The organism is Psychrobacter sp. PL15 (assembly GCF_035984995.1).
Taxonomy (GTDB): Bacteria; Pseudomonadota; Gammaproteobacteria; order Pseudomonadales; family Moraxellaceae; genus Psychrobacter.
In genome coordinates, this window is the sequence record NZ_JAXCIB010000004.1 from 86,442 (window position 1) to 106,760 (window position 20,319).

At 44.4% G+C, this 20,319-nt stretch carries 15 protein-coding genes and 1 pseudogene; 6 read left to right on the plus strand and 10 right to left on the minus strand.

Features of this window, described 5'->3' with window-relative positions:
* The first annotated feature begins 136 nt into the window (after positions 1–136).
* Positions 137–604 carry an Lrp/AsnC family transcriptional regulator gene (locus RCH20_RS04895; protein ID WP_209955415.1) on the plus strand — a complete coding sequence of 156 codons (468 nt, stop codon included), beginning with the start codon at positions 137–139 and terminating at the stop codon, positions 602–604.
* A gap of 187 nt (positions 605–791) precedes the next feature.
* Here the strand turns inward: RCH20_RS04895 and RCH20_RS04900 are convergent, their stop codons facing one another.
* Positions 792–1,178 carry a hypothetical protein gene (locus tag RCH20_RS04900; RefSeq protein WP_209955417.1) on the minus strand — a complete coding sequence of 129 codons (387 nt, stop codon included), beginning with the start codon at positions 1,176–1,178 and terminating at the stop codon, positions 792–794.
* Positions 1,179–1,233: 55 nt separating this feature from the next.
* On the opposite strand from RCH20_RS04900, the pseudogene RCH20_RS04905 reads away from it, so the two are divergent.
* The 3 genes and pseudogenes from RCH20_RS04905 to RCH20_RS04915 all read left to right on the plus strand — a co-directional run bounded on the left by RCH20_RS04905 (position 1,234) and on the right by RCH20_RS04915 (position 3,197).
* Positions 1,234–1,593, plus strand: a pseudogene (locus tag RCH20_RS04905) (DUF3362 domain-containing protein).
* Positions 1,594–1,746: 153 nt separating this feature from the next.
* Positions 1,747–2,157, plus strand: a complete 411-nt coding sequence (locus tag RCH20_RS04910) for a hypothetical protein (protein ID WP_209955419.1) — start codon at positions 1,747–1,749, stop codon at positions 2,155–2,157.
* Positions 2,158–2,642: 485 nt separating this feature from the next.
* Complete coding sequence (locus RCH20_RS04915) at positions 2,643–3,197, plus strand: hypothetical protein (protein ID WP_209955420.1); 555 nt, start codon at positions 2,643–2,645, stop codon at positions 3,195–3,197.
* A 180-nt stretch (positions 3,198–3,377) separates the two neighbouring features.
* On the opposite strand, the gene ligA is transcribed toward RCH20_RS04915, so the two are convergent.
* The 5 genes from ligA to RCH20_RS04940 form a co-directional block, all read right to left on the minus strand.
* Entirely contained in the window at positions 3,378–5,369 is a 1,992-nt protein-coding gene (ligA, locus tag RCH20_RS04920; protein ID WP_327192889.1) for an NAD-dependent DNA ligase LigA, read from the minus strand.
* Between the two features lie 360 nt (positions 5,370–5,729).
* Positions 5,730–6,755 (minus strand): cell division protein ZipA C-terminal FtsZ-binding domain-containing protein, encoded by a 1,026-nt coding sequence (locus tag RCH20_RS04925; RefSeq protein WP_327192795.1) that lies wholly within the window; start codon positions 6,753–6,755, stop codon positions 5,730–5,732.
* Between the two features lie 239 nt (positions 6,756–6,994).
* Positions 6,995–11,014: an AAA family ATPase gene (locus tag RCH20_RS04930; protein ID WP_327192796.1), complete on the minus strand. Its 4,020-nt coding sequence runs from the start codon at positions 11,012–11,014 to the stop codon at positions 6,995–6,997.
* A 264-nt stretch (positions 11,015–11,278) separates the two neighbouring features.
* Entirely contained in the window at positions 11,279–11,527 is a 249-nt protein-coding gene (locus RCH20_RS04935; RefSeq protein ID WP_327192797.1) for a hypothetical protein, read from the minus strand.
* Between the two features lie 69 nt (positions 11,528–11,596).
* Complete coding sequence (locus RCH20_RS04940; protein WP_327192890.1) at positions 11,597–12,400, minus strand: sulfite exporter TauE/SafE family protein; 804 nt, start codon at positions 12,398–12,400, stop codon at positions 11,597–11,599.
* Between the two features lie 205 nt (positions 12,401–12,605).
* On the opposite strand from RCH20_RS04940, the gene RCH20_RS04945 reads away from it, so the two are divergent.
* Positions 12,606–13,622: a biotin--[acetyl-CoA-carboxylase] ligase gene (locus RCH20_RS04945; RefSeq protein ID WP_327192798.1), complete on the plus strand. Its 1,017-nt coding sequence runs from the start codon at positions 12,606–12,608 to the stop codon at positions 13,620–13,622.
* 152 nt (positions 13,623–13,774) lie between these two features.
* The gene (locus RCH20_RS04950) at positions 13,775–14,500 is read left to right on the plus strand and encodes a pantothenate kinase (RefSeq protein ID WP_209955430.1); all 726 of its coding nucleotides are present in this window, start codon (positions 13,775–13,777) and stop codon (positions 14,498–14,500) included.
* Positions 14,501–14,913: 413 nt separating this feature from the next.
* On the opposite strand, the gene RCH20_RS04955 is transcribed toward RCH20_RS04950, so the two are convergent.
* The 4 genes from RCH20_RS04955 to RCH20_RS04970 form a co-directional block, all read right to left on the minus strand.
* Positions 14,914–16,092 carry an isovaleryl-CoA dehydrogenase gene (locus RCH20_RS04955; protein ID WP_209955432.1) on the minus strand — a complete coding sequence of 393 codons (1,179 nt, stop codon included), beginning with the start codon at positions 16,090–16,092 and terminating at the stop codon, positions 14,914–14,916.
* A gap of 89 nt (positions 16,093–16,181) precedes the next feature.
* Entirely contained in the window at positions 16,182–17,096 is a 915-nt protein-coding gene (locus RCH20_RS04960) for a hydroxymethylglutaryl-CoA lyase (protein WP_209955434.1), read from the minus strand.
* Between the two features lie 149 nt (positions 17,097–17,245).
* A complete protein-coding gene (locus tag RCH20_RS04965) occupies positions 17,246–19,384 on the minus strand; it encodes an acetyl/propionyl/methylcrotonyl-CoA carboxylase subunit alpha (RefSeq protein WP_209955436.1) in 2,139 nt (712 codons plus the stop codon).
* Between the two features lie 126 nt (positions 19,385–19,510).
* Positions 19,511–20,317, minus strand: a complete 807-nt coding sequence (locus RCH20_RS04970) for an enoyl-CoA hydratase/isomerase family protein (protein WP_209958760.1) — start codon at positions 20,315–20,317, stop codon at positions 19,511–19,513.
* Positions 20,318–20,319: the final 2 nt, after the last annotated feature.

Genomic DNA, 20,319 nt, shown 5'->3' on the forward strand with positions numbered 1-20,319 from the left:
AAATAGGGTATTAATAGATTTATTTATTAAATTTTAAATTATTATGATAATAAAGCTATATTCTCTCGATACTGTGCACTTTTTCATTGAGAATATCAGCCCTTATTAAAAATTTTATCTAAGAGGACATACGCTTATGAGTCAGCTTTTAGACAATACTGATAAAGCCATTTTGAACTTACTACAAGACGATGCGACACTACCACTAAAAACGGTGGCGGAACACGCTCATGTGTCTATCGCCACTGCTCAGCGCCGAATTCAAGCACTGATAGATAATGGCGTGATTACCAAGCAAGTGGCTATTGTCAATCCTGATAAAGTTGGCTACGGTCTAACAGTGGTGGTAATGATAGAGATGGAGCGCTCCAATAACTCGATGCAGCATCGATTTGAGCGCTTAATGGACGCGCAGTCGCGAGTGATGAGCTGCTATGAAGTATCGGGCGACTTTGCTTTTATGTTGATGGTCAACGCTAGAAATATGAGCGACTATCATCAGTTCACGCGCAGCTTGCTGACTTATGAGAACAATGTGCGCAATTTTAAAAGTCAATTTGTGATGAACTTTACTAAAAGTGGTACCAAGATTTTGTTAGATTAATAGCTATAATCAGTTCACAATAAAAGGAATATTCTTATAGCAAGGCGCTACTGATATAAATTTTTCTGGCGTGCTGTTCGCAAGCATGACGGAGGCTACAAAAATTCATTTCAATAGCTCAGTAACCTTGAGTCGTTTTTAAACGGGATTAACTATATCAATCGTTATTGAAAAGTGAATAACTTTTCTACTTCTCGGGAGCCGCAAGATAAAGAAGATAAGGAATAGCAAAAACTAAAGAGAGGAACCCATATACGAACAGAATGGATAAAAATGTGCCAATGTGCATGCCTGCCCTATTCATATTCGACAAATATTCAAAGATGAGCAAAGCAATTCCCATTATAGGAACTGACATAGCGATTATCAGATGTTTAGTAGTAAAAGATTTGTTGCGGTAATAGCCTTTGTTGTGAAAATAGACAGTCGCTATTAAATGAACCAGCAGGACTGGCACTACGATATAAAAAATATAAGATACAGTCATCAACCCATTTGATAGGTTCATGTCTATAGCATTCGCTGATAGTGGAATCAGAAAAAATAGTGCAAAGGCTATCATTCGATTAGACATTTTCACTCCTAGATAATGTTGTTCTTACAAAATCCTATTTTTAGATGAAAATATGATGAACCTGGCGCTTTGGATCAAAAGCCAAGACTACCGAGCTGATCAAGTTCAAGCATTTTATCCAAGTCTTATGGTGACTGCCACTACTATGTATCATACCCATAAATATCCGCTACATAAGGACCCGCTACACAACGCTTTCTTACGCTATCATGATCCCAAAAACTGAGTGCTATTACCTGAAGCACTTAAGAGCATGAGACGTAGCGACTTTATTGGCAAAGGTCGTGGCTGTTTGATACCAGCATTTAACGCTAATTTAGAAGGCCGTGATGCCGCGCAGGACAGCTATCAGTCGGCACGTAAAAAATATTTATACCAGTGGCACATTGCTATACACGACCCTCTTTTATTGTGAACTGACTATCAGTAACCAAGCTGATAACTAGAGCACAGGTATGGAACAATTTCTAACATTATCAAGCTTTGGTTTTCGCTACCATAGCCGCTGCATACTTAATACGTTATCAAAACGAATAACATAATAATTTTTATACTTTTGGAGACAGCCATGAACACGATGATGAAACTTGCTACTGCCCTACCAGCCCTGGCCTTACTTAGCGCTTGTGCGACTACTGCACCTACGTTACCAAATACTCCCGCTGCTGCTGAAAGTGTGACCAATACAGCCTATGACCGTATGATGCCAGAGCGTTATACCTGTGCCGATGACGGTCAAATTATGGCCAAACAATCTATTAATAAAAAACAAGCAATGATCACTGCCACCTTACCTAAAGTTAATTGGAAACAACAGCAAGTTACCTTAAATGGTGGCGTAACCGGTCAAACGGCAAGCTATGTCAACCAATCTAATCCAGAAGTTATTTATGCATGGCATATGACTGGTGATAAAGGGGTATTGGCTATGAAATGGGCAAACGGTAAAGAATATCAAGTCAACTGCCAAAAACTATAATAACTAACACTCTATATTATTAATGCAAACAGTCATCAAGCGATGGCTGTTTTTTTATGGCTATTTTGATGGTAAATAATTAATTTTGATGGTTTTAGCTAGAGAAGTATGAGGAAAACTGTCAAAATAGCAGTAATATAAGGTGCTTATAGTCAGTTCACAATAAAAAAAATTGTGTATAGCAATGTGCCACTGGTATAAATTTTTCTTGCGTGCTGTTCGCAAGCGTGGCAGAGGCTGCAAAAAATTCATTCCAGTAGCATTGTATCTTGTTTAAATTGAATCGACTATATTAGTTACTGTATAAACGGCTACCGTAAGAAGTTATTAATAGCTCATTAATAGCTATAGCCTGCTCATTATAAGACGCCTACGTCGTCGACTCTGCCCGCCATACTGATGTATAGCTGGCACTCTGCTTCCTGGTGTTCGTGTTATTTTGGATTGACTCTATCAATCATAAAAGTAGAAAAGGGAAAGTATCAATGGCGAAGCGTCTAATAGGTATGGTGGTTTTGAGTGCATTTAGCATAGCAATGCTAGCGGGCTGCGATAACAGTGCAGACCCTACTAACACTAATTCTGAAGTGGCGAAACAAGATGCAGCTACAGAGGTTGCAAGCGCGCCAGCCGCCCCAGTAACAAATACTATCGACTGGCAAGCAGTAGCAAGTGGTGAGACCCCTGCCGAACTTGCTAACTACGAATATCCTTTTCCACTGGATAGCGAATCGGTACGTTCCTACGCGGACTACTTTAAGGTTGATAGTGCGGTTGCTCAGCATAATATCACCATAGGCATGGCCAGTAACGAAGGGCTATCGAAGGTATTGGACCAGCTCGATAGTAGCTATACTTCCCATGAGCTGACCGATGGCGAAAATATTGAGCTTATTATTCATACCACGTCAGATATCAAAGCCAGCAGCTATGATTATGTGCTTGCCGAAGATTTTGCTAAAGGGCTTATCTTGCCTATCGTCATCAAACCAGATAGTAAGAAAAGCGATCTTAAGCCGCATGGAGAGTCGCCAGAATAGAGAGTTTAGTAGCGTGGGTTGAGGACCATTAAGAAATTATATTGAAATATTAGGTTGTCAAAGAAAATCCCTTAAACAAGATTTCCTTTGACAATCGAGCTTATAATTAGAAATAGATCAAGAAAGATAAAATTAGCTTTTTAAAATTAGCATTCAATGTTAAACAACGAAAGAGAAAGTCTACTCCCCAGCCATCGCCAAAAACTCTTCTTCACCCACCACCTTAACGCCTAATTTCTCCGCCTTCGCCATCTTCGACCCAGCCTTTTCACCTGCCAGTAGCGCCGTAGTTTTAGCAGAAATACTACCCGAGACTTTGGCACCCAATGCTTGTAGTTTGGCCTTGGCTTCATCACGTGCCATGCTTGCCAGCGCGCCAGTGATAACCCAGGTCTGGCCATCAAGTGGTAGATCGCTAGATGATTTTTGCACAACCTTATCCCAATATACGCCCGCCTCACGTAACGCGGCAATGACTTCGATATTATGGGGCGCACGGAAGAACTTATAAGCCAGTTCAGCGGTAATAGCTCCAACATCAGGGGTTAGCAATAGCGCTTCAATATCTGCGGCCATTAGGATATCCAGATCACCGAATTGCTGCGCTAAGCTTTGGGCAGTACCTTCACCCACACCGCGAATACCAAGCGCATAAATGAAACGTGCCAACGTTGTATGCTTGCTGGCTTCGATAGCAGCAATGATCTTTTGTACTGATTTTTCACCCAGCTTCTCAAGGGTAATGAGTTCTTCTTGATGGTTATGCAGCTGATAAATATCAGCGACAGTTTTGACTACCCCATGGTTAAAAAAGCCAATAAGCCAGCGCTCACCCAATCCATCGATATCCATCGCGCGCCGAGAAACGAAATGAATCAGCGCTTCTTGCTGCTGGGCCGGGCAAAACAGACCACCCGTACACCGAGCCAATGCTTCATCTTCGGGTAGTACCACAGGAGAATCACAGACTGGGCAGGTAGACGGTAAAGTGACTGGCTCGCTATCGGCTGGACGCTGATCCTGCCAAACACGGGTCACTTTCGGAATAACATCACCAGCGCGGTGGACACTAACCATGTCGCCTGCGCGTACATCGAGGCGTTGAATCTCGCCAAAGTTGTGCAAGGTGACATTACTGACCGTAACGCCGCCGACTTTTACCGGTTCTAACTTACCAACTGGGGTGATTTGTCCGGTACGCCCAACTTGCCACTCAATGGAGTGTAAACGGGTCATGACGGTCTCGGCAGGGAATTTATAAGCAGTTGCCCAGCGCGGTTCACGTGATAAAAAGCCCAATTGCTGCTGGAGCGCCAAACTATTAACCTTAATCACCGTACCATCAATCTCAAACGGCAGCTCAGCGCGTGCCTCAATCACTGACTCATAGTAGGCTTGCGCCTCGCGTGGGTTCTGTACTACTTCTACTGCACTAACGGTAAAACCAATGTCTTTCAACCAAGCAAGGGCTGCTGATTGAGTGTCGATGGTATCCGGTAGACCTTGATTAATCGAATAGCCATAGAAGGCTAGCGGACGATTTGCCGCGACCGCCGGATCAAGCTGACGTAAACTACCAGCAGCAGCATTGCGTGGATTGGCAAAAGTTTTATCTTCATTTTCCTGTGCCAGTCGATTCAGACGCTCAAATCCTGCCTTAGGCATTAGCACTTCACCGCGCACTTCTAGCAACTCAATATCAGCCGCCGCAGCTAACCATAAGGGTAGATTCCGAATGGTTTTGGCATTTTGAGTGATGTCCTCACCTGTTTGCCCATCGCCGCGCGTGACCGCTTGCACAAACTTGCCATGCACATATTTTAGCGACACTGCTAGCCCATCAAGCTTTAGCTCCATTTCATATTCAGGGTTCTGCTGAGCGACACTTAAACGGTCGTTGACCCGGCGCATAAAATCACGCAAATCATCGTACTCAAACACATTACCGAGCGATAGCATCTGTATATCGTGGGTGACTTGGGTAAATGCAGATAATGGAGCATCACCCACCTGATTAATCGGACTGTCAGGCTGGATCAAATCCGGATAAGCCTGTTCTAGTTCCAACAATTCTCGACGCAACTGGTCGTATTCACTGTCTTCTAAGAGCGGATTATCCAGCACGTAATAGGCGTTGTTATGAGTTTTGAGTGCATCAATAAATACGCGCATTTGTGCGATAACGGCATCACTATCGGTAATGTCGTTTTCGATGAGCTTTTGAGCAATGGGCTTTTGCGAATCTGGATTTTGGGGGCTGCTTGATTGCGAAGTGGCTGGTTGAGAGGTTACTGCTTGAGAGGTTGCTTTTTTCGAGTCAGGTGGTAAGAGTGAGTCAGTCATAGTCGGCGTCTTTACGATTCAAGATGCCGATATCATAACAAGTTTGCAGGATATTGTGATAATTGATAGATACAAATAACGTAACATACATCACGTTATTTGTACTTGTTAGCCTATTTCTTTAGACCTACAGTTTACTTAAATTTGGTTTATGGTTGTTAGGCTATTTAGCTGCTAATGAGCACCACTCTAACCTTCGTAGTCACGAACTTGATTACGCAGCTGCTGCTTATATTCGGGAGTGATCGGTTCATTACTTTCGTCTAGCATCATCGCATTTAAGTCACTGGCCATCATATAGGCGATGCTCATCATACTATCGAAACTGAGCAATGCTTGCGGATGAGGTAATGATAAAAACACCACGATACCGCTATAATTATTAGTCGCCACACTGTGTGGATCAAAGGGTGCGATGCCACTATCCGTGATACCCATCATACTAAACCATAGCATACCAGTACCATCCTTTTTCTCGTAACGATGAAACATATTCATCGCCCCAAAGCGCAAGCCATATTTATCAATTAGCGCTAATAGGTCACGACCACGGATAACCGTTAATGGGCGATCGCGGTACTGATGCGGTAAAATAGTAATATTAATATTGTCTTTGGCATTAATGAGTGGACCATTTTGTGCTTGATCCACTGGCTCTAGCAGGTGGTGGTCGAGTATCGGACTGTTGTCGGTAAAGCGCGGCTCTTCTACAGTATCGATCGATGGCATTAGGTTGTCAGTGGCAGACATTAGGCTAGAAAAGGCGTCAGGCTCTTGGTAACCCTTCATTTGCAATTGGTCAGCGACATGCACAAACTCAGCATTATCTTCAATCTGCTGCTCATCTTGCCAGCGTTTATAGTCCTCATCGCTATCAATATCAATATCAATATCATGGCTGGCATCACCGCGATCTGCTGTCAATTGCGCATCGACATTGGTGTGCGCATGAGTCAATGGCTCGTCTTCAATCACCGCATTTAAATAATCACGATTAGGGCCAATAGTGGTCTCGCCAGCAACGGTGTCATCAAGATCTGGCTGATCGACGATATTACGCTCATGACGTGGAATAATGGGAATACCATTCTTATCATAATTGACCGCCGCCACTTCAGCATTTTTGCGCCGCTTAAAGCTACGAATGACCATAAACAACCCTGCAAGCACGATAAACGCAGCAATGGCAATTAATATAAACTGAATAGCGGTCATGAGAAATACATCCTAATATATATAACAAAAACAAAAGATGGTATGAACGGCAATAGTCTAGCATGGCTGACCGAAGTCGTCACCATATTGTGATGGTTTATAGTCCGCCCAATATCATTATTTGATACTTACTATCAGCTATCAACTCTAAATGGTAATGCCAGCATTCAATAATTGCTCAATGTTAATTTTTGATAGGAGCTATTAATACCAAGCGCTAAACATTAACTCTCAATATCCTAACTCTCAATATAGTGCGCGGCCTCTTCTAAGGAAACACTGACCAAGGTTGAAATCCCTGGACTGGGCATGGTGATGCCCTTAAGCTCGTCGGCAATCTGCATGGCCAGCTTATTGTGACTGATAAATATAAACTGTAAATCGTTTGCCAATTCATGAATGAGACTGGTAAACCGTGCAACATTAGCGTCATCGAGCGGTGCATCCACTTCATCAAGGACGCAAAATGGTGCTGGGTGCTGCTTAAAAATAGCAAAAATCAAACTGAGGGCGGTTAAGGTTTTCTCGCCGCCCGACAACACCGCTAGCCGACTGTTACGCTTGCCTTTTGGTTGTGCCATTAAAGTAAGTCCAGCGCGCCATTGCTCTGAACATGGCTCTGAACATTGCTCTGAATATGGTTTTGACTGATCTTTATCAGAAGAGCTGTTAGTCGGCATGTCATCTAGGTTGAGCGTTAAGCTGGCATGACCCCCACCAAATACTTTGGCAAATAAATCAGCGAGATCAATATTGACCGCCTCAAGCGTTTGCATAAATAGCGCCTTAGTCGTCTCATCAATAGAGGCGATCGCATTCGTCAAGGTATTCATGCTGGCGGCAATATCTTCAGTTTGCTGTGCCAGCGGCGCTAAGCGTTGGTTGACTTCAGACAGCTCAGCCACCGCAGCTAAATTAACTGCGCCAATTTTGTTCAGCTGCTGCTCAAGTTGGTTTTGCTTATTATATAGATCAGCGATTTTATCCGGACGTACGCGGCGCTCATGAGTAATAAAGTCAGTTAATAAGCTTGAGACACTGATAGTTTGCAGCGTTTGTCCACTATTATTAGACTTATTACTAAGCTGATAGTATTCCGCTAAGCTCTCGTGGGCGCGGTTACTAGCGTCATTTAACCGTGCTTCACTTAAGGCTAATTCGGTTGCGTCACTTGCCAGCTTGCTTTGTTTGACTTGTACCTCAGTTTGCAACGTATCTAGCGCTGCCTGTTGCTCACTATATTCATGCTTAAGTGCGGTTAATATAATTTCACGCTCGGTTAGTAATGCTTGCTGTTGATCCCGTGCTGTCTGTGCCGTTTGTAATGCGGCTTGCAAGGCTGGCAGCTGTTGTTGATCGCTCTTAAGTCGTGCTATCAAGGTCTGCTGATTTTGTATCGCCTTATCCTGTACATCAGTCGCACGCGCTAGACTGCTGACGCTATGCTCAAGGCGGATATCACTTTGCTGGATGCTTAACTGTAATGCCTGCCACGCCTCAGTATCGATTTGACGGACTCGGTTTAATTGGTTGTGATCAGCTTGTAATTGCTGGCAGATCGCGCGCGCCTCTGCTAGTTTAGGCATGAGCGCGTTTCTATCTTGTTCAATACTCAGCTGTTCGCGGTCTAAAGACTTTTGCTCATGCTCTAACTCTTGCAACTCTTCTGCAAGTGCTGTTTTATCAAAATTTAAACGTTGTACATCGGCCTGTTGACGGTCACGAGCGGCTTGCTGAGTGGTTAATTGCTGCTGGCATTGATATTGATTGCGTATCAGATTGTCAGCTTGAGCGCGAGTTTCTTCAAGACTGATGACCAACGTATCATACTCACGTTGGTTTTGATTGAGCGTTTGCTGTTGCGTTGTTATCTGCGCCTCTCTCTCATCGAGCAAGGTTGCTAAATTTTCTAAGCGCTGGCGTTGATTCAGACGCTGGGTTAGAAATTGACTGTTGCTCTGGCTATCAGCCTGCTCATCCTGGGCACCAACAAATTTGCTGAGATTTATCGTGCCACTGCTGCTGATTAACCAACCATCAGTGGTTAATAATAGCGCTGATGAGGGTAACGCTTGCAAGATGAGAGTCAGCTGTGCATTTTTCTCAAAATCAGTATTGTTATCATGTTGAGCAATATATAAATAACACTGCTGCCATAATGCCAATGTAGGCTGCGCAATCAGTTGCGATAAAGAAAAAACGTTATCTTTAAGCTGGCCTGGTAAAGTGTCGATAAAATCATTTTTCCGGCTATCATTTTGATTGGCAGCATGAGCCACGGGCAACCATAGACTATGACAATTTTCAGATGTATCCTGTTGCTTCTGACCGTTTTGATACGCCAGCAACTCCGGCAAATAGCGCTTAAATTGTGACGACAGACTAGCTGTTCGTTGAGCATTATCATGAACGTTATGTTGGCTTAGTAAGAGCACATGACTATCGAGCCATAGTGCCAATAAGCTATCTAGCAGATGCGCGTACTGCTGACCTTGAGCGCTAAGCTCAATCTGCTCACGCAGGGTGGTGATAGGTAACGGTTGGTAGTCGCTGACTACTTTATCCTCCGCGTTGCTTTTAAAGCTGCCTTTTAACTTACTGTCTGAATCACTGTTTAAGTCACTGTTTAAGTCACTGTTTGCATTAGCGGTTTGCTGCTGAGAATTGTTAGTAGGTTTAGGATGCAATACTTGGTGAATGGCATCGTACTCACCGGCTAATAGCGCATGGCGTTTTTCGTGTTCCGTAAGGGCACGCTGTTGCTCAGCCAAACGTTGCTGCAACATACGCTCTTGCGGTTGTAACTCAGACAGTCGTTCCTCAACACTGTCTTGCTGCCGGTTAATTTGCTGTAGCTGACTGTCTAAATCAACAATTTGTGCCTTTGTGGTCTGACTTCCTGATGCTACATTATCGCTATTAAACGCGGTAGTTTCGGACGATTGAGATTGAGTAGCCTGTTGGCTCTGTACCCATAAGTCTTGCCAATTCTGTTGGCGGCGAGCCCATTTATCTTGACTAAGTTGCAAACGGTGTTGTGATTGGGTATTGAGTGCTTGCTGCTGCTCGAGCAGACGCTCACTATCTTGTAGATGCGTTAGCTTATTTTGTGACTCATACCAAGTGCGCTGTAGTGGTTGCTCATCGCGTTTATCTGTGTCGCGCTTAGCCGTTAGTTCGACTAGCTGTGGCCGTAGTTTTGCTAGCTCAGTCTGTTGCTGCGCTTGTGCTATTTCTAGATCATTAATCTCAGCTATTGCTTGCTCTCGTTGCTGTTCTAAATCAGCAAGTTGCTGCTTAATTTGGTCAAGCTGCGCTTGCCCATCATTTAATTGGTGCTCAGCGTGTTGATAGCTTAATTGCTGCTGATAGTGCGCGCTTTGGGCATCGTCTTTTAGCCACTGCTCTTGGTTAATACGCGCAGTGAGTTTATCTTGCTGGGTTTTGAGCTGATCATAATTGGCTTGTAGCCTAGCCACTGTATTAACGCTACGCTCATGCTCAGCTTTATACTGCTGCTGCGACTGTTTGGCTTGATATAATTGCTGAATAGCCAGCTGCTGCTTGATATCAGCCAGAGTTTCGGCCAGTTCAGCATGGTGCTGGGCACTGGCAGCTTGCTTAGATAGCGTCTTTTGTTGGCGTTCCAGCTCACTCTGCACATCATATAGGCGCGCCAGATTGTCTTTAGTTTTTTCTAACTTTTTTTGAGTTTCATCACGGCGTGCTTGATAGCGAGATACTCCTGCCGCCTCTTCAATAAATTCACGTAGCTGCATTGGGTTGGAGTCCACAATACGCCCTATCATGCCCTGCTCAATAACTGCATAGCTGCGCGAGCCGAGGCCAGTTCCCAAAAATACATCAATCACATCACGGCGACGACAACGCGTGCCGTTAATAAAGTAATCTGAGCGCCCCTCCAAATTGACCTGACGGCGGACAGACAGCTCTTGATAGAGATTGAACTCATGGCGAATACCCATTTGCTCGTCTTGGGTATGCTCAAAAGTCAGTTCGACACTGGCGACACTTTTTGCTGCTTTATCTTGCGTGCCAGCAAAAATAACATCACTCATCGCCCCGCCACGCAATTGCTTAGCAGAGGTTTCACCCAATACCCAACGGATGGCATCAATCACATTTGATTTGCCACAGCCGTTGGGCCCGACAATAGCAGTAATACCGCGGGGAAAGGTAAAGGTAGTAGCGTTAGCAAAAGACTTAAAGCCCGCTAATTTTAGAGATTTTAAACGCATGAAGTATCAATAAGCTTAGCAAAAACAGGCGGCTATTCTACCTGAAATTTTGGGAGATTTTTGGGGTTTGTAGGATTTGAGTATAATCTGATATATAACTTTTAATCTTGTTATGTAACTCATTTTCCCTAGCATCACATCTCGTTTTGATTGGTTGTAAATGAGTAATGTTAGTATCATTATGGTCCAAGTTATAAAAATATAAAATGAAACCCGACACAATCAAAGCCGTGATGAAATTTTCACTTTATAAGAAAGTTTCCATTAAGTCTTTACTCGCTTAGCCCACCATTTTGATATGAGCACAAGTATGGCAGCGGCATAAAGCAGCCAAACACCGCCCTTTAATAAGTCGATAACTATAAACGGAGATTTTGATATTTCGCCTGAAATAGATGCCGCTATGTTTTTTGCATAGCTTTGGGCGACAAGGCCTAAAAAGAAATAGAGAGCAATTGCAATAACAGTCGTTAGAATTAATGCTATAACAAATTTTCTATCATTTCTATGCATACTTTTTATCCTTGTACAAATTACTTAATAGCACATTGTTACTCAAATTCAAATCTATAGCAGGCCAAGCTACAACACCCCAATACCACTCAATAACAACTGCCCACCAGCAAATAACAACAATACCCCAAAGGCACGTTTGAGCATCAAAGCTGGCAATTTGTACGCAAGCTTCGCACCGACTTTTGCCATAATAAAGCTAATCACCGAAATGCATAAAAATCCAGAAATATGCACAAAGCCAATAGTGCCCTCTGGTAAGTTTTCGACATTTTGACCAAACCAGGCAAACCCTAACGCTCCGGCAATTGCAATAGGTAAACCACAAGCAGCAGCGGTACCCACCGACTGCTTCATCGTCAGCCCTGCCCAGTTTAAAAAGGGTACCGTCAAACTACCACCGCCAATACCGAAAATAGACGAGGCCAAACCAATACCCGTGCCGGCACCAAATTGTACGCCAGTAGAAGGCAGCGGTTTGCCAAGCTGTTCCTTATTAGAGAAGAACAACATTTTTATGGCTACTAATAATGCTCCGCCACCAATAATGGCTTTCAGTGCTTGGCCATCAATCGACTCAGCAACACCGGCCCCTATTAAACTACCGATCACCAAACCCACTCCCATTTTACGCCAGATATCCCAACGTACGCCGCCACGCTTATTGTGCGCAGTCATTGAGCTGATTGAGGTGACAACAATGGTCGCCAAAGAAGTACCAATCGCTAAATGAGTAACCACCTCAGGTGGAAAGTGATAGGCGGTGAAAATCCATACTAAGGCTGGCACGATAATCATGCCACCGCCCACACCGAACAAACCAGCACAGACTCCTGCGAACGCACCGGCAATTACAAACCATACATATAACATCATCCGTTTTACCTTTTAATATACTTAATTTTTATTGTGTCCGTCTGCTATTGAGCTTGGCTTTTATTGTGCTTACTTTTATATGATAATAAGATGACGGTCTTGTTTTTCCATCCATGATGTCGACTTTCTATCTTCTATTCTCCACAATCGCCTCAGTATATCAAAAATTACCCACACTACATTAACCACATCGACTAAAATTATGCCACTAACCACCCTCTTAACGACCCTCAACCATCGCCATGTTGTCAGTAGTCCATCGACTAATAGCGAGCTGATTGACGCTGTACAAGCAGGAACTCTCAGTACAAATGAGCCGCAGCTATTAACTGCCGACACCCAGACCGCAGGGCGTGGACAGCGCGGCCGTTCTTGGCAGTCACCGCAGGGTAATGTCTATCTGTCGTTGTATCATCCAATGCAAATGCCGATCAGTGGTTTATTATCCTTAGTTATCGGGGCTGAATTGGCTAAAATGCCAGTGATTCAAACGCTGAATGACCAATTACGAGCGCAAGGATTGGCTGCTATTGGGGTAAAATGGGCCAATGATTTAGGGTTTTATCAAACGCCTAACCACTCTACTAAAGAACCTGCTCAACACTCTGATACATCAATCAACCCCAATAAAGTGCGTGAGTCTGATGACGCTCATAATCTTACGCCACCAATCAGTTATTTTAATAAACTGGCGGGCATTTTGATTGAGCCAGTGTGGCAATCAGGTAAATTAATTGGCGTAGTAATGGGGGTTGGCCTAAATGTACGAGCAACCCCAGCCTTGACCACCCAAACCAGCGAAGGTATGAGCTATCAAGCGATTAGTCTACAAGACATTTATGAAACGCTAAACCCCTCCTCTAATAATAGCGATCTATCTAGATCAGAGACAATGAACGCAACCTTGCCAAGCCTACAAGACTTATATCGGCAAATCAGTCACGCCTTAATAACAGCGATTACTTGCTTTGAGCAATTGGCTGCTGAAAAACTAACCGCCCACACTCAATATGCGGATGAATTTATGACTCAGTTTGCCGCAATGGACGCACTGACAGGGTTACGGCTACAGGTGAGCCAAAATCATAACGACCAACTTCATATTACTACTGGGTATGCCTGCGGTATTGATACACACGGATGTTTGCAATTACGGCAAGATAACGGTAAGCTTTCCGCGCTTTTTACTGGTCGTATTGATGTTATTAATGAGGTTTAAAGCACCTACACTGGGCACTAATAGTGAATCAAATATAAAATAAGTACCAGACAGGTAAGTGAAGAGGGTACGTCACTTATCACAGCAAGTGCATTAAGCACGTCTGACACCGCAACTGCTTTATAATTGATTCATTCGATATAAGGATATTTATGCTCTGGCTCGACTTGGGAAATACCCGTCTTAAATACTGGCTCACCGATGATATCGGGCAGATTGTCTCGCATGACGCTAAGCAACATTTGCAAGCGCCTGCAGAACTACTCATGGGTTTGACGGATCGCTTTGAGCGCTATGCTCCTGACTTTATCGGTATCTCGTCAGTACTGGGTGACGAGCTTAATGAACGAGTGTCAAAAACCTTGAGTCGACTGGGTATTCCTTTCGAGTTTGTCCATGTTGATGCCGAACATCCACTCATGCGTAGTGATTACGATGCCAACCAATTAGGCTGTGATCGCTGGCTACAAATGCTGGGTGCCGTGGATAAGAAAAAGCGTCAATGTGTGATTGGCTGCGGAACGGCTGTGACTATTGATCTGATTGATCACGCCGAGCATTTGGGCGGCTATATTTTTCCTAATATCTATCTGCAGCGTGAGTCGTTGTTCTCAGGTACTAAACAAATCACCATCTCTAACGGTACCTTTGATCGCATCACTCAAGGCACCAACACTCATGAGGCGGTACACCGAGGTATCCTGTTGTCTATCGTCGGCGCGGTAAATGAGATTACCAATCGTCATCCAAACTTTGAGCTGATCATGACCGGTGGCGATGCTAATATGATTGCCCAACATGTTAATCGTCCAGTGCGTATTCGTGAAGATTTACTGCTCAACGGCATAGCGCGATATTTCGACTATAGCAAACAGTAATTAGCCTGCGAAAAACTATTGATAAAAAACAATCCATAAAAAAGCAGTAAGTCTCAGACTTACTGCTTTTTTATGGGTTAACGGACAGTGCGAGCTGTTTTGTGGGCTCTATAGTCAATGAAAAGTAACATCGATACATAACATAACATACTGCTGGCATAAGTTTTTCTTGCTTGCTGTGCCTACGCAGACAGAGGCTGCAAAAAGCTTATACCAACAGTACCGTAGCGTTTTTAAGGTATTTTAACTATAGATTCTGAGTTATGGCATCATTTTAAAAGCTTTAGCACTTCAAATTATTAAACTTTCAAAAACAACCTCACGCTGTCTGTCCGTCTATTCGCCTGCTCAGTCATGCCAGTTGCTGGCTAACTTATGAGCCTAGTTATGAGCCAAGCTGTTTATTAGTCAGACTATTTAGTCTCGTTAAACAACTCACGGCCGATCAGCATACGGCGGATTTCACTGGTACCCGCTCCAATCTCATATAGCTTGGCATCGCGCCATAAACGACCCAGTGGATACTCATTGGTATAGCCATTACCGCCAAATATTTGAATGCCTTCACCTGCCATCCATGTGGCTTTTTCAGCACACCATAAGATAACACTGGCGCAGTCTTTACGTACTTGACGACTATGACCGGCTTCTAGCGCGTCGAGGTTTTTACCGACCGTATATAAGAAGCTGCGACCAGCTTGTAGCACGGTGTACATATCAGCGACTTTACCTTGAATCAGCTGAAATTCACCAATGGCTTGACCGAATTGCTGACGATCGTGGATATAAGGAATCACATTGTCCATCACCGATTGCATGATACCAATAGGACCAGCAGCCAATACCGCGCGCTCGTAATCCAGCCCACTCATCAATACTTTGACGCCATTATTTAAGCCGCCAAGGATATTTTCACTAGGCACTTCGACATTGCTAAAGGTCATCTCGCCAGTATGGCTGCCACGCATGCCTAATTTATCGAGCTTTTGTGCAGTACCAAAGCCTGCCATACCCTTCTCAATGATAAAGGCAGTAATCCCTTTAGCACCGAGCTCAGGATTGGTTTTGGCATAAACCACCATCACATCCGCATCAGGGCCGTTGGTAATCCACATTTTGCTACCGTTCAAAATATAGCTACCGTCTTTTTCTTCGGCTTTGAGCTTCATACTGGTGACATCAGAACCAGCACCGGTTTCACTCATGGCAAGCGCACCAATAAATTCACCACTCAGCAGTTTAGGTAGATATTTTTGCTTCTGCTCTTCACTGCCATTACGTTTGAGCTGATTGATGCAAAGGTTTGAATGGGCGCCATAACTGAGTGCCACCGACGCAGAAGCGCGGCTAATCTCTTCCATCACCACCATATGCGCGACGTAGCCCATATCAACCCCGCCATACTCTTCAGGAACGGTGATACCATGAAGGCCTAAATCACCCATTTTTTGCCATAGATCCATTGGGAATTCATCGCTGGAATCAATCTCAGCGGCACGCGGGGCAATTTCATTCGCCGCAAATTTTTGCACCATATCGCGTAGGGCATCAATATCTTCGCCAAGCTGAAAGTCTAATCCGGGTAAACTCATAATTATTCCTTATATTTTAGGTTCTAATCTATTAATATTTTTAAAGGTTATTAGCGCGTAGGGTACTTTTATTGATTAATAGCTCAAGACTAACGCTGGTTAATCAATGCACGCGCAACGTTGGAGCCATTGGGACGCTCTAAAAATGCACTGATACGCTCGCCAGCACTGACCAACTTTTCCAGATCAATACCGGTACGGATACCCATACCGTGCAGCATATAAACCACATCTTCAGTCGCCACATTACCGGTTGCCCCTTTGGCATATGGACAACCACCAAGCCCAGCAACGGATGTATCAAACTCGCGCACACCCATCTGCAATGCCGCTAAGGTATTACTCAATGCCTGACCATAAGTGTCATGAAAGTGCCCCGATATCGCTGCTATATCAACATATTCAAGCGCTGCTTGTAAAGCACGCTGAACTTTGAGGGGTGTACCAACACCTATAGTATCGGCAATGCCAATTTGCTCGGCACCAATCTCGACCAGACGCTTGGTCACATACGCTACTTGACTGGGGTCAATATCACCTTCATAAGGACAGCCGACCGTACACGAAATAACTCCGCGAACCTTGATACCTTGGGCTTTAGCAGCAGCAGCGACTGGGGCAAAGCGTGCAATACTGTCATCGATGCTACAGTTAATATTCTTTTGACTAAAGGTTTCACTGGCTGAGCCAAATATGACAATTTCATCAGGACGATGCACGATAGCATTTTCAAAGCCACGCATATTGGGCACTAATACGGAATAACAAACGTCATCATGACGTGTGGGCTCAAGCGCTTCCAACAGTGCACTGTTATCACCCATTTGCGGTACCCATTTAGGCGAGACAAAGCTAGTCGCTTCAAGCTTTTTAATCCCAGCGGCAATCAGGTCTTCAATCAGTGCTTGCTTGATGGCAGTTGGTACGGTTTTGGACTCATTTTGCAAGCCATCACGCGGACTGACGTCAACGATCAGTACCTGGTCGGGATACGAGTGTTTCATGATTGCCATCCTTTTTATTAATCTGTTTTTACTGATCTGACTGTTAGTGTGGTTAATGGGCTAAAAGCTACTAGGCTGAAATTTTTAAAGAGCTAATTTCGCAAACAGTTATTTCTAAAAACCGCCATGCTCTTTAACTGTCGCTATCATTATCCTTCTTCGGTAGCATCAATTCGCAATAACTCATCACCATCGGCAACCAAATCGCCGGCTTTAAATAGCAGCTCTGCGACTACACCATCCGTAGGCGCGATGATAGTATGCTCAATTTTCATGGCTTCAATCACAGCTAACGGCTCGCCTTGCTTGACGGTATCACCTACGGCTACCTTAAAGGCAATAACTTGTCCTGGCATAGGCGATTTTAGACTACCAACCGCCGCATTATCCTCACCAACATGAGCCATAATATCAATTAAAGTAATCTGATCACGCCCAGCATCAGTAAAGACATATACAGTTTCATTATGTAGCCAACTTTGGGCGCTAATACGTGTACCGTCTAACCATAAAACATGGTTGTGTGCATCGCTGCTTGTGTAGCTGACATGGCCCTTATATAAATTATGGGTTGGACTGGCAGTATTATTTTTGTCGTTAACTTGGTCTGTATCTTTACCATCATTATTAGTCGTATCATGCTCAATGACCATATCAAAGCGACTGGCTTTATCGTTAGACTTGTCAAGACCACTATCTGAGCATGTAGCACCATTGTACCAATCACTAATATGAGCTAAATAAGGCTGCTCATCATAAACCAAACTAAACTGCCGCGTATAATCGGTATAAGCGCGAAACCCTGAGGTCTGGCCAAAAGGGTCAAAAGAATTGGCATCCGTATCGGCCGACTCAGTGGCAAGCTGCTGAACAATGGCAGTGCTAATGAGTGTTGATAGCTCAAGAGGCTGTTGGTCAAAAAGGTCAGCCCGCTCCCGCTCAATCAATGCCGTATCTAGATTGGCATTGCTAAATGAATCGGTATTAATAATATAACGTAAGAATGCTACGTTGTTCGGCAGTCCAACGATGCGCGTTTGTGCCAGTGCGCGATCAAGTTTGGCTAACGCTTGCTCACGAGTTGGTGCATGAACAATTAGTTTGGCAATCATCGAATCATAAAAGGGGCTAATGACATCGCCTTCGCGGACACCGTCATCAAGACGTATATCAGCAATGTTAAAGGTACTGTGTTCAGGCTTTTGATAAGTAAACAACGTCCCCGTCGCTGGCAGGAAATCATTGTCAGGGTTTTCAGCACAGATTCGTGCTTCAATAGCATGACCATTAATAACCAGCTGATCTTGGGTTTTCGGTAATGACTCACCAGCAGCAACCAATAGCTGCCATTCAACCAAATCTAAACCAGTAATTGCTTCGGTAACCGGATGCTCGACTTGCAAACGCGTATTCATCTCCATGAAGTAAAAATTCATGGAAGTCTCACGCTGCTCAACGATAAACTCGACGGTTCCTGCGCCAACATAACTCACTGCCCGCGCAGCCTCGATAGCCGCTGCGCCCATTTCCTCGCGCATGCTGATATCGACACCAGGCGCTGGCGCCTCTTCAAGAACTTTTTGATGACGGCGCTGTACCGAGCAATCTCGCTCAAATAAATGCACATAATTTCCGTGGCTATCGCCAAATACTTGGATTTCGATATGACGCGGTTTGAGGGCATACTTTTCGACCAATACTTGATCATTACCGAAGCTGGTTATCGCTTCACGGCGGCAAGACTCTAATAGGCCGATAAAGTCAGCGCTTTGCTCGACAATACGCATGCCTTTACCACCGCCACCAGCACTGGCTTTGATTAATACTGGATAGCCGATTTCATCAGCTTGCGCCCTTAAGAATTCGCCATCTTGATTGTCGCCATGATAGCCAGGAATTAGTGGTACGCCAGCTGTTTCCATCAAGCGTTTAGATTCAGACTTACCGCCCATGGCACGGATAGCAGCAGCCGATGGACCGATAAATACTAAGCCGGCATCATGACAAGCTTGAGCAAATTCAGCATTTTCACTCAGGAATCCATAACCAGGATGAATGGCTTGCGCGCCGGTTTCTTTAGCGATCGCAATAATAGCATCACCTTTAAGGTAACTGTCTTTTGGGGCAGAACCACCCAAATAGACGGCTTCATCACAGACAGCCACATGCTTGGCATGACGGTCAGCATCGGAATAGACAGCGACGGTATTAACACCCATACGCTTTGCAGTCGCTGCCACTCGGCAGGCAATCTCGCCACGGTTGGCAATCAAAATTTTAGAAAACATAGCTATCCTTGTCTTTTGCCTTATATTTTTATCGTAGCATCAGTTATGGTTGGAATCCTGACCTGACTGTTTGATGCTGTCCGTTTAGTATTACTTTTGCTGCTATCACCAATTGGTCTTTAATAGCTAGTCTTCTGTCTGCCATGCGGGGCGACGTTTTTGTAAAAAGGCTTGCACGCCTTCCTTCCCCTGTTCTGAGGCACGAATATCAGCAATACCTTTGACCGTATGCTTTATAAGCTTCTCGGTTATGGGTTGTCCGGCCACATCATGAAGTAGAGTCTTGCAGGTTTCCATCGCATCAGGGCTGTTTTTGACGACTTTGGCACAGAAAGTTGCTACCACATCATTAAGTGACTCTTCGCTAACGCGCTCATGAATAAAGCCGAGCTGGCGCGCTTTTTTGGCATCAAAAACTTCCGCACTTAAGAAATAACGCTGCGCTGCTCGGGCACCCATTGCGCGAATGACATAAGGGCTGATAGTTGCTGGTGCAAGACCTAACCGAACTTCACTTAAACAAAAATTAGCAATCTTAACGGCAAATGCGACATCACAGGCGGCTACTAAGCCCATGCCACCCGCATAAACATCCCCTTGAATAGCAGCAATAGTCGGCTTTGGGCACTCATAAATGGTCTTAAGCATTTGCGCTAACTTATCAGCATCCGCTAAATTTTCCTCATAGCTGTAATCCGCCATGGCGCGCATCCAGTTGAGATCCGCACCAGCACAAAAGGCCTTGCCAGCTGCCGCTAGAACAATGACGCGCACGTTATCATTTGCCCCTAACTGTTCAAACGCTACGGTCAGCTCACTTATCATCTCATCGTTGAAAGCATTACGCTTTTCAGGACAGTTTAAAGTGACGGTGGCGACGTGTTGCTCAATAGTGACCAGTAGGCTTTTATAATTATTAGTATTTTTTACCATAT

Coding starts and splice junctions, on each gene's coding strand:
- RCH20_RS04895 (WP_209955415.1), top strand. CDS start 137: ATGAGTCAGCTTTTAGACAATACTGATAAAGCCATTTTGAACTTACTA.
- RCH20_RS04900 (WP_209955417.1), bottom strand. CDS start 1,178: ATGTCTAATCGAATGATAGCCTTTGCACTATTTTTTCTGATTCCACTA.
- RCH20_RS04910 (WP_209955419.1), top strand. CDS start 1,747: ATGAACACGATGATGAAACTTGCTACTGCCCTACCAGCCCTGGCCTTA.
- RCH20_RS04915 (WP_209955420.1), top strand. CDS start 2,643: ATGGCGAAGCGTCTAATAGGTATGGTGGTTTTGAGTGCATTTAGCATA.
- ligA (WP_327192889.1), bottom strand. CDS start 5,369: ATGCGCGTATTTATTGATGCACTCAAAACTCATAACAACGCCTATTAC.
- RCH20_RS04925 (WP_327192795.1), bottom strand. CDS start 6,755: ATGACCGCTATTCAGTTTATATTAATTGCCATTGCTGCGTTTATCGTG.
- RCH20_RS04930 (WP_327192796.1), bottom strand. CDS start 11,014: ATGCGTTTAAAATCTCTAAAATTAGCGGGCTTTAAGTCTTTTGCTAAC.
- RCH20_RS04935 (WP_327192797.1), bottom strand. CDS start 11,527: ATGCATAGAAATGATAGAAAATTTGTTATAGCATTAATTCTAACGACT.
- RCH20_RS04940 (WP_327192890.1), bottom strand. CDS start 12,400: ATGTTATATGTATGGTTTGTAATTGCCGGTGCGTTCGCAGGAGTCTGT.
- RCH20_RS04945 (WP_327192798.1), top strand. CDS start 12,606: ATGCCACTAACCACCCTCTTAACGACCCTCAACCATCGCCATGTTGTC.
- RCH20_RS04950 (WP_209955430.1), top strand. CDS start 13,775: ATGCTCTGGCTCGACTTGGGAAATACCCGTCTTAAATACTGGCTCACC.
- RCH20_RS04955 (WP_209955432.1), bottom strand. CDS start 16,092: ATGAGTTTACCCGGATTAGACTTTCAGCTTGGCGAAGATATTGATGCC.
- RCH20_RS04960 (WP_209955434.1), bottom strand. CDS start 17,096: ATGAAACACTCGTATCCCGACCAGGTACTGATCGTTGACGTCAGTCCG.
- RCH20_RS04965 (WP_209955436.1), bottom strand. CDS start 19,384: ATGTTTTCTAAAATTTTGATTGCCAACCGTGGCGAGATTGCCTGCCGA.
- RCH20_RS04970 (WP_209958760.1), bottom strand. CDS start 20,317: ATGGTAAAAAATACTAATAATTATAAAAGCCTACTGGTCACTATTGAG.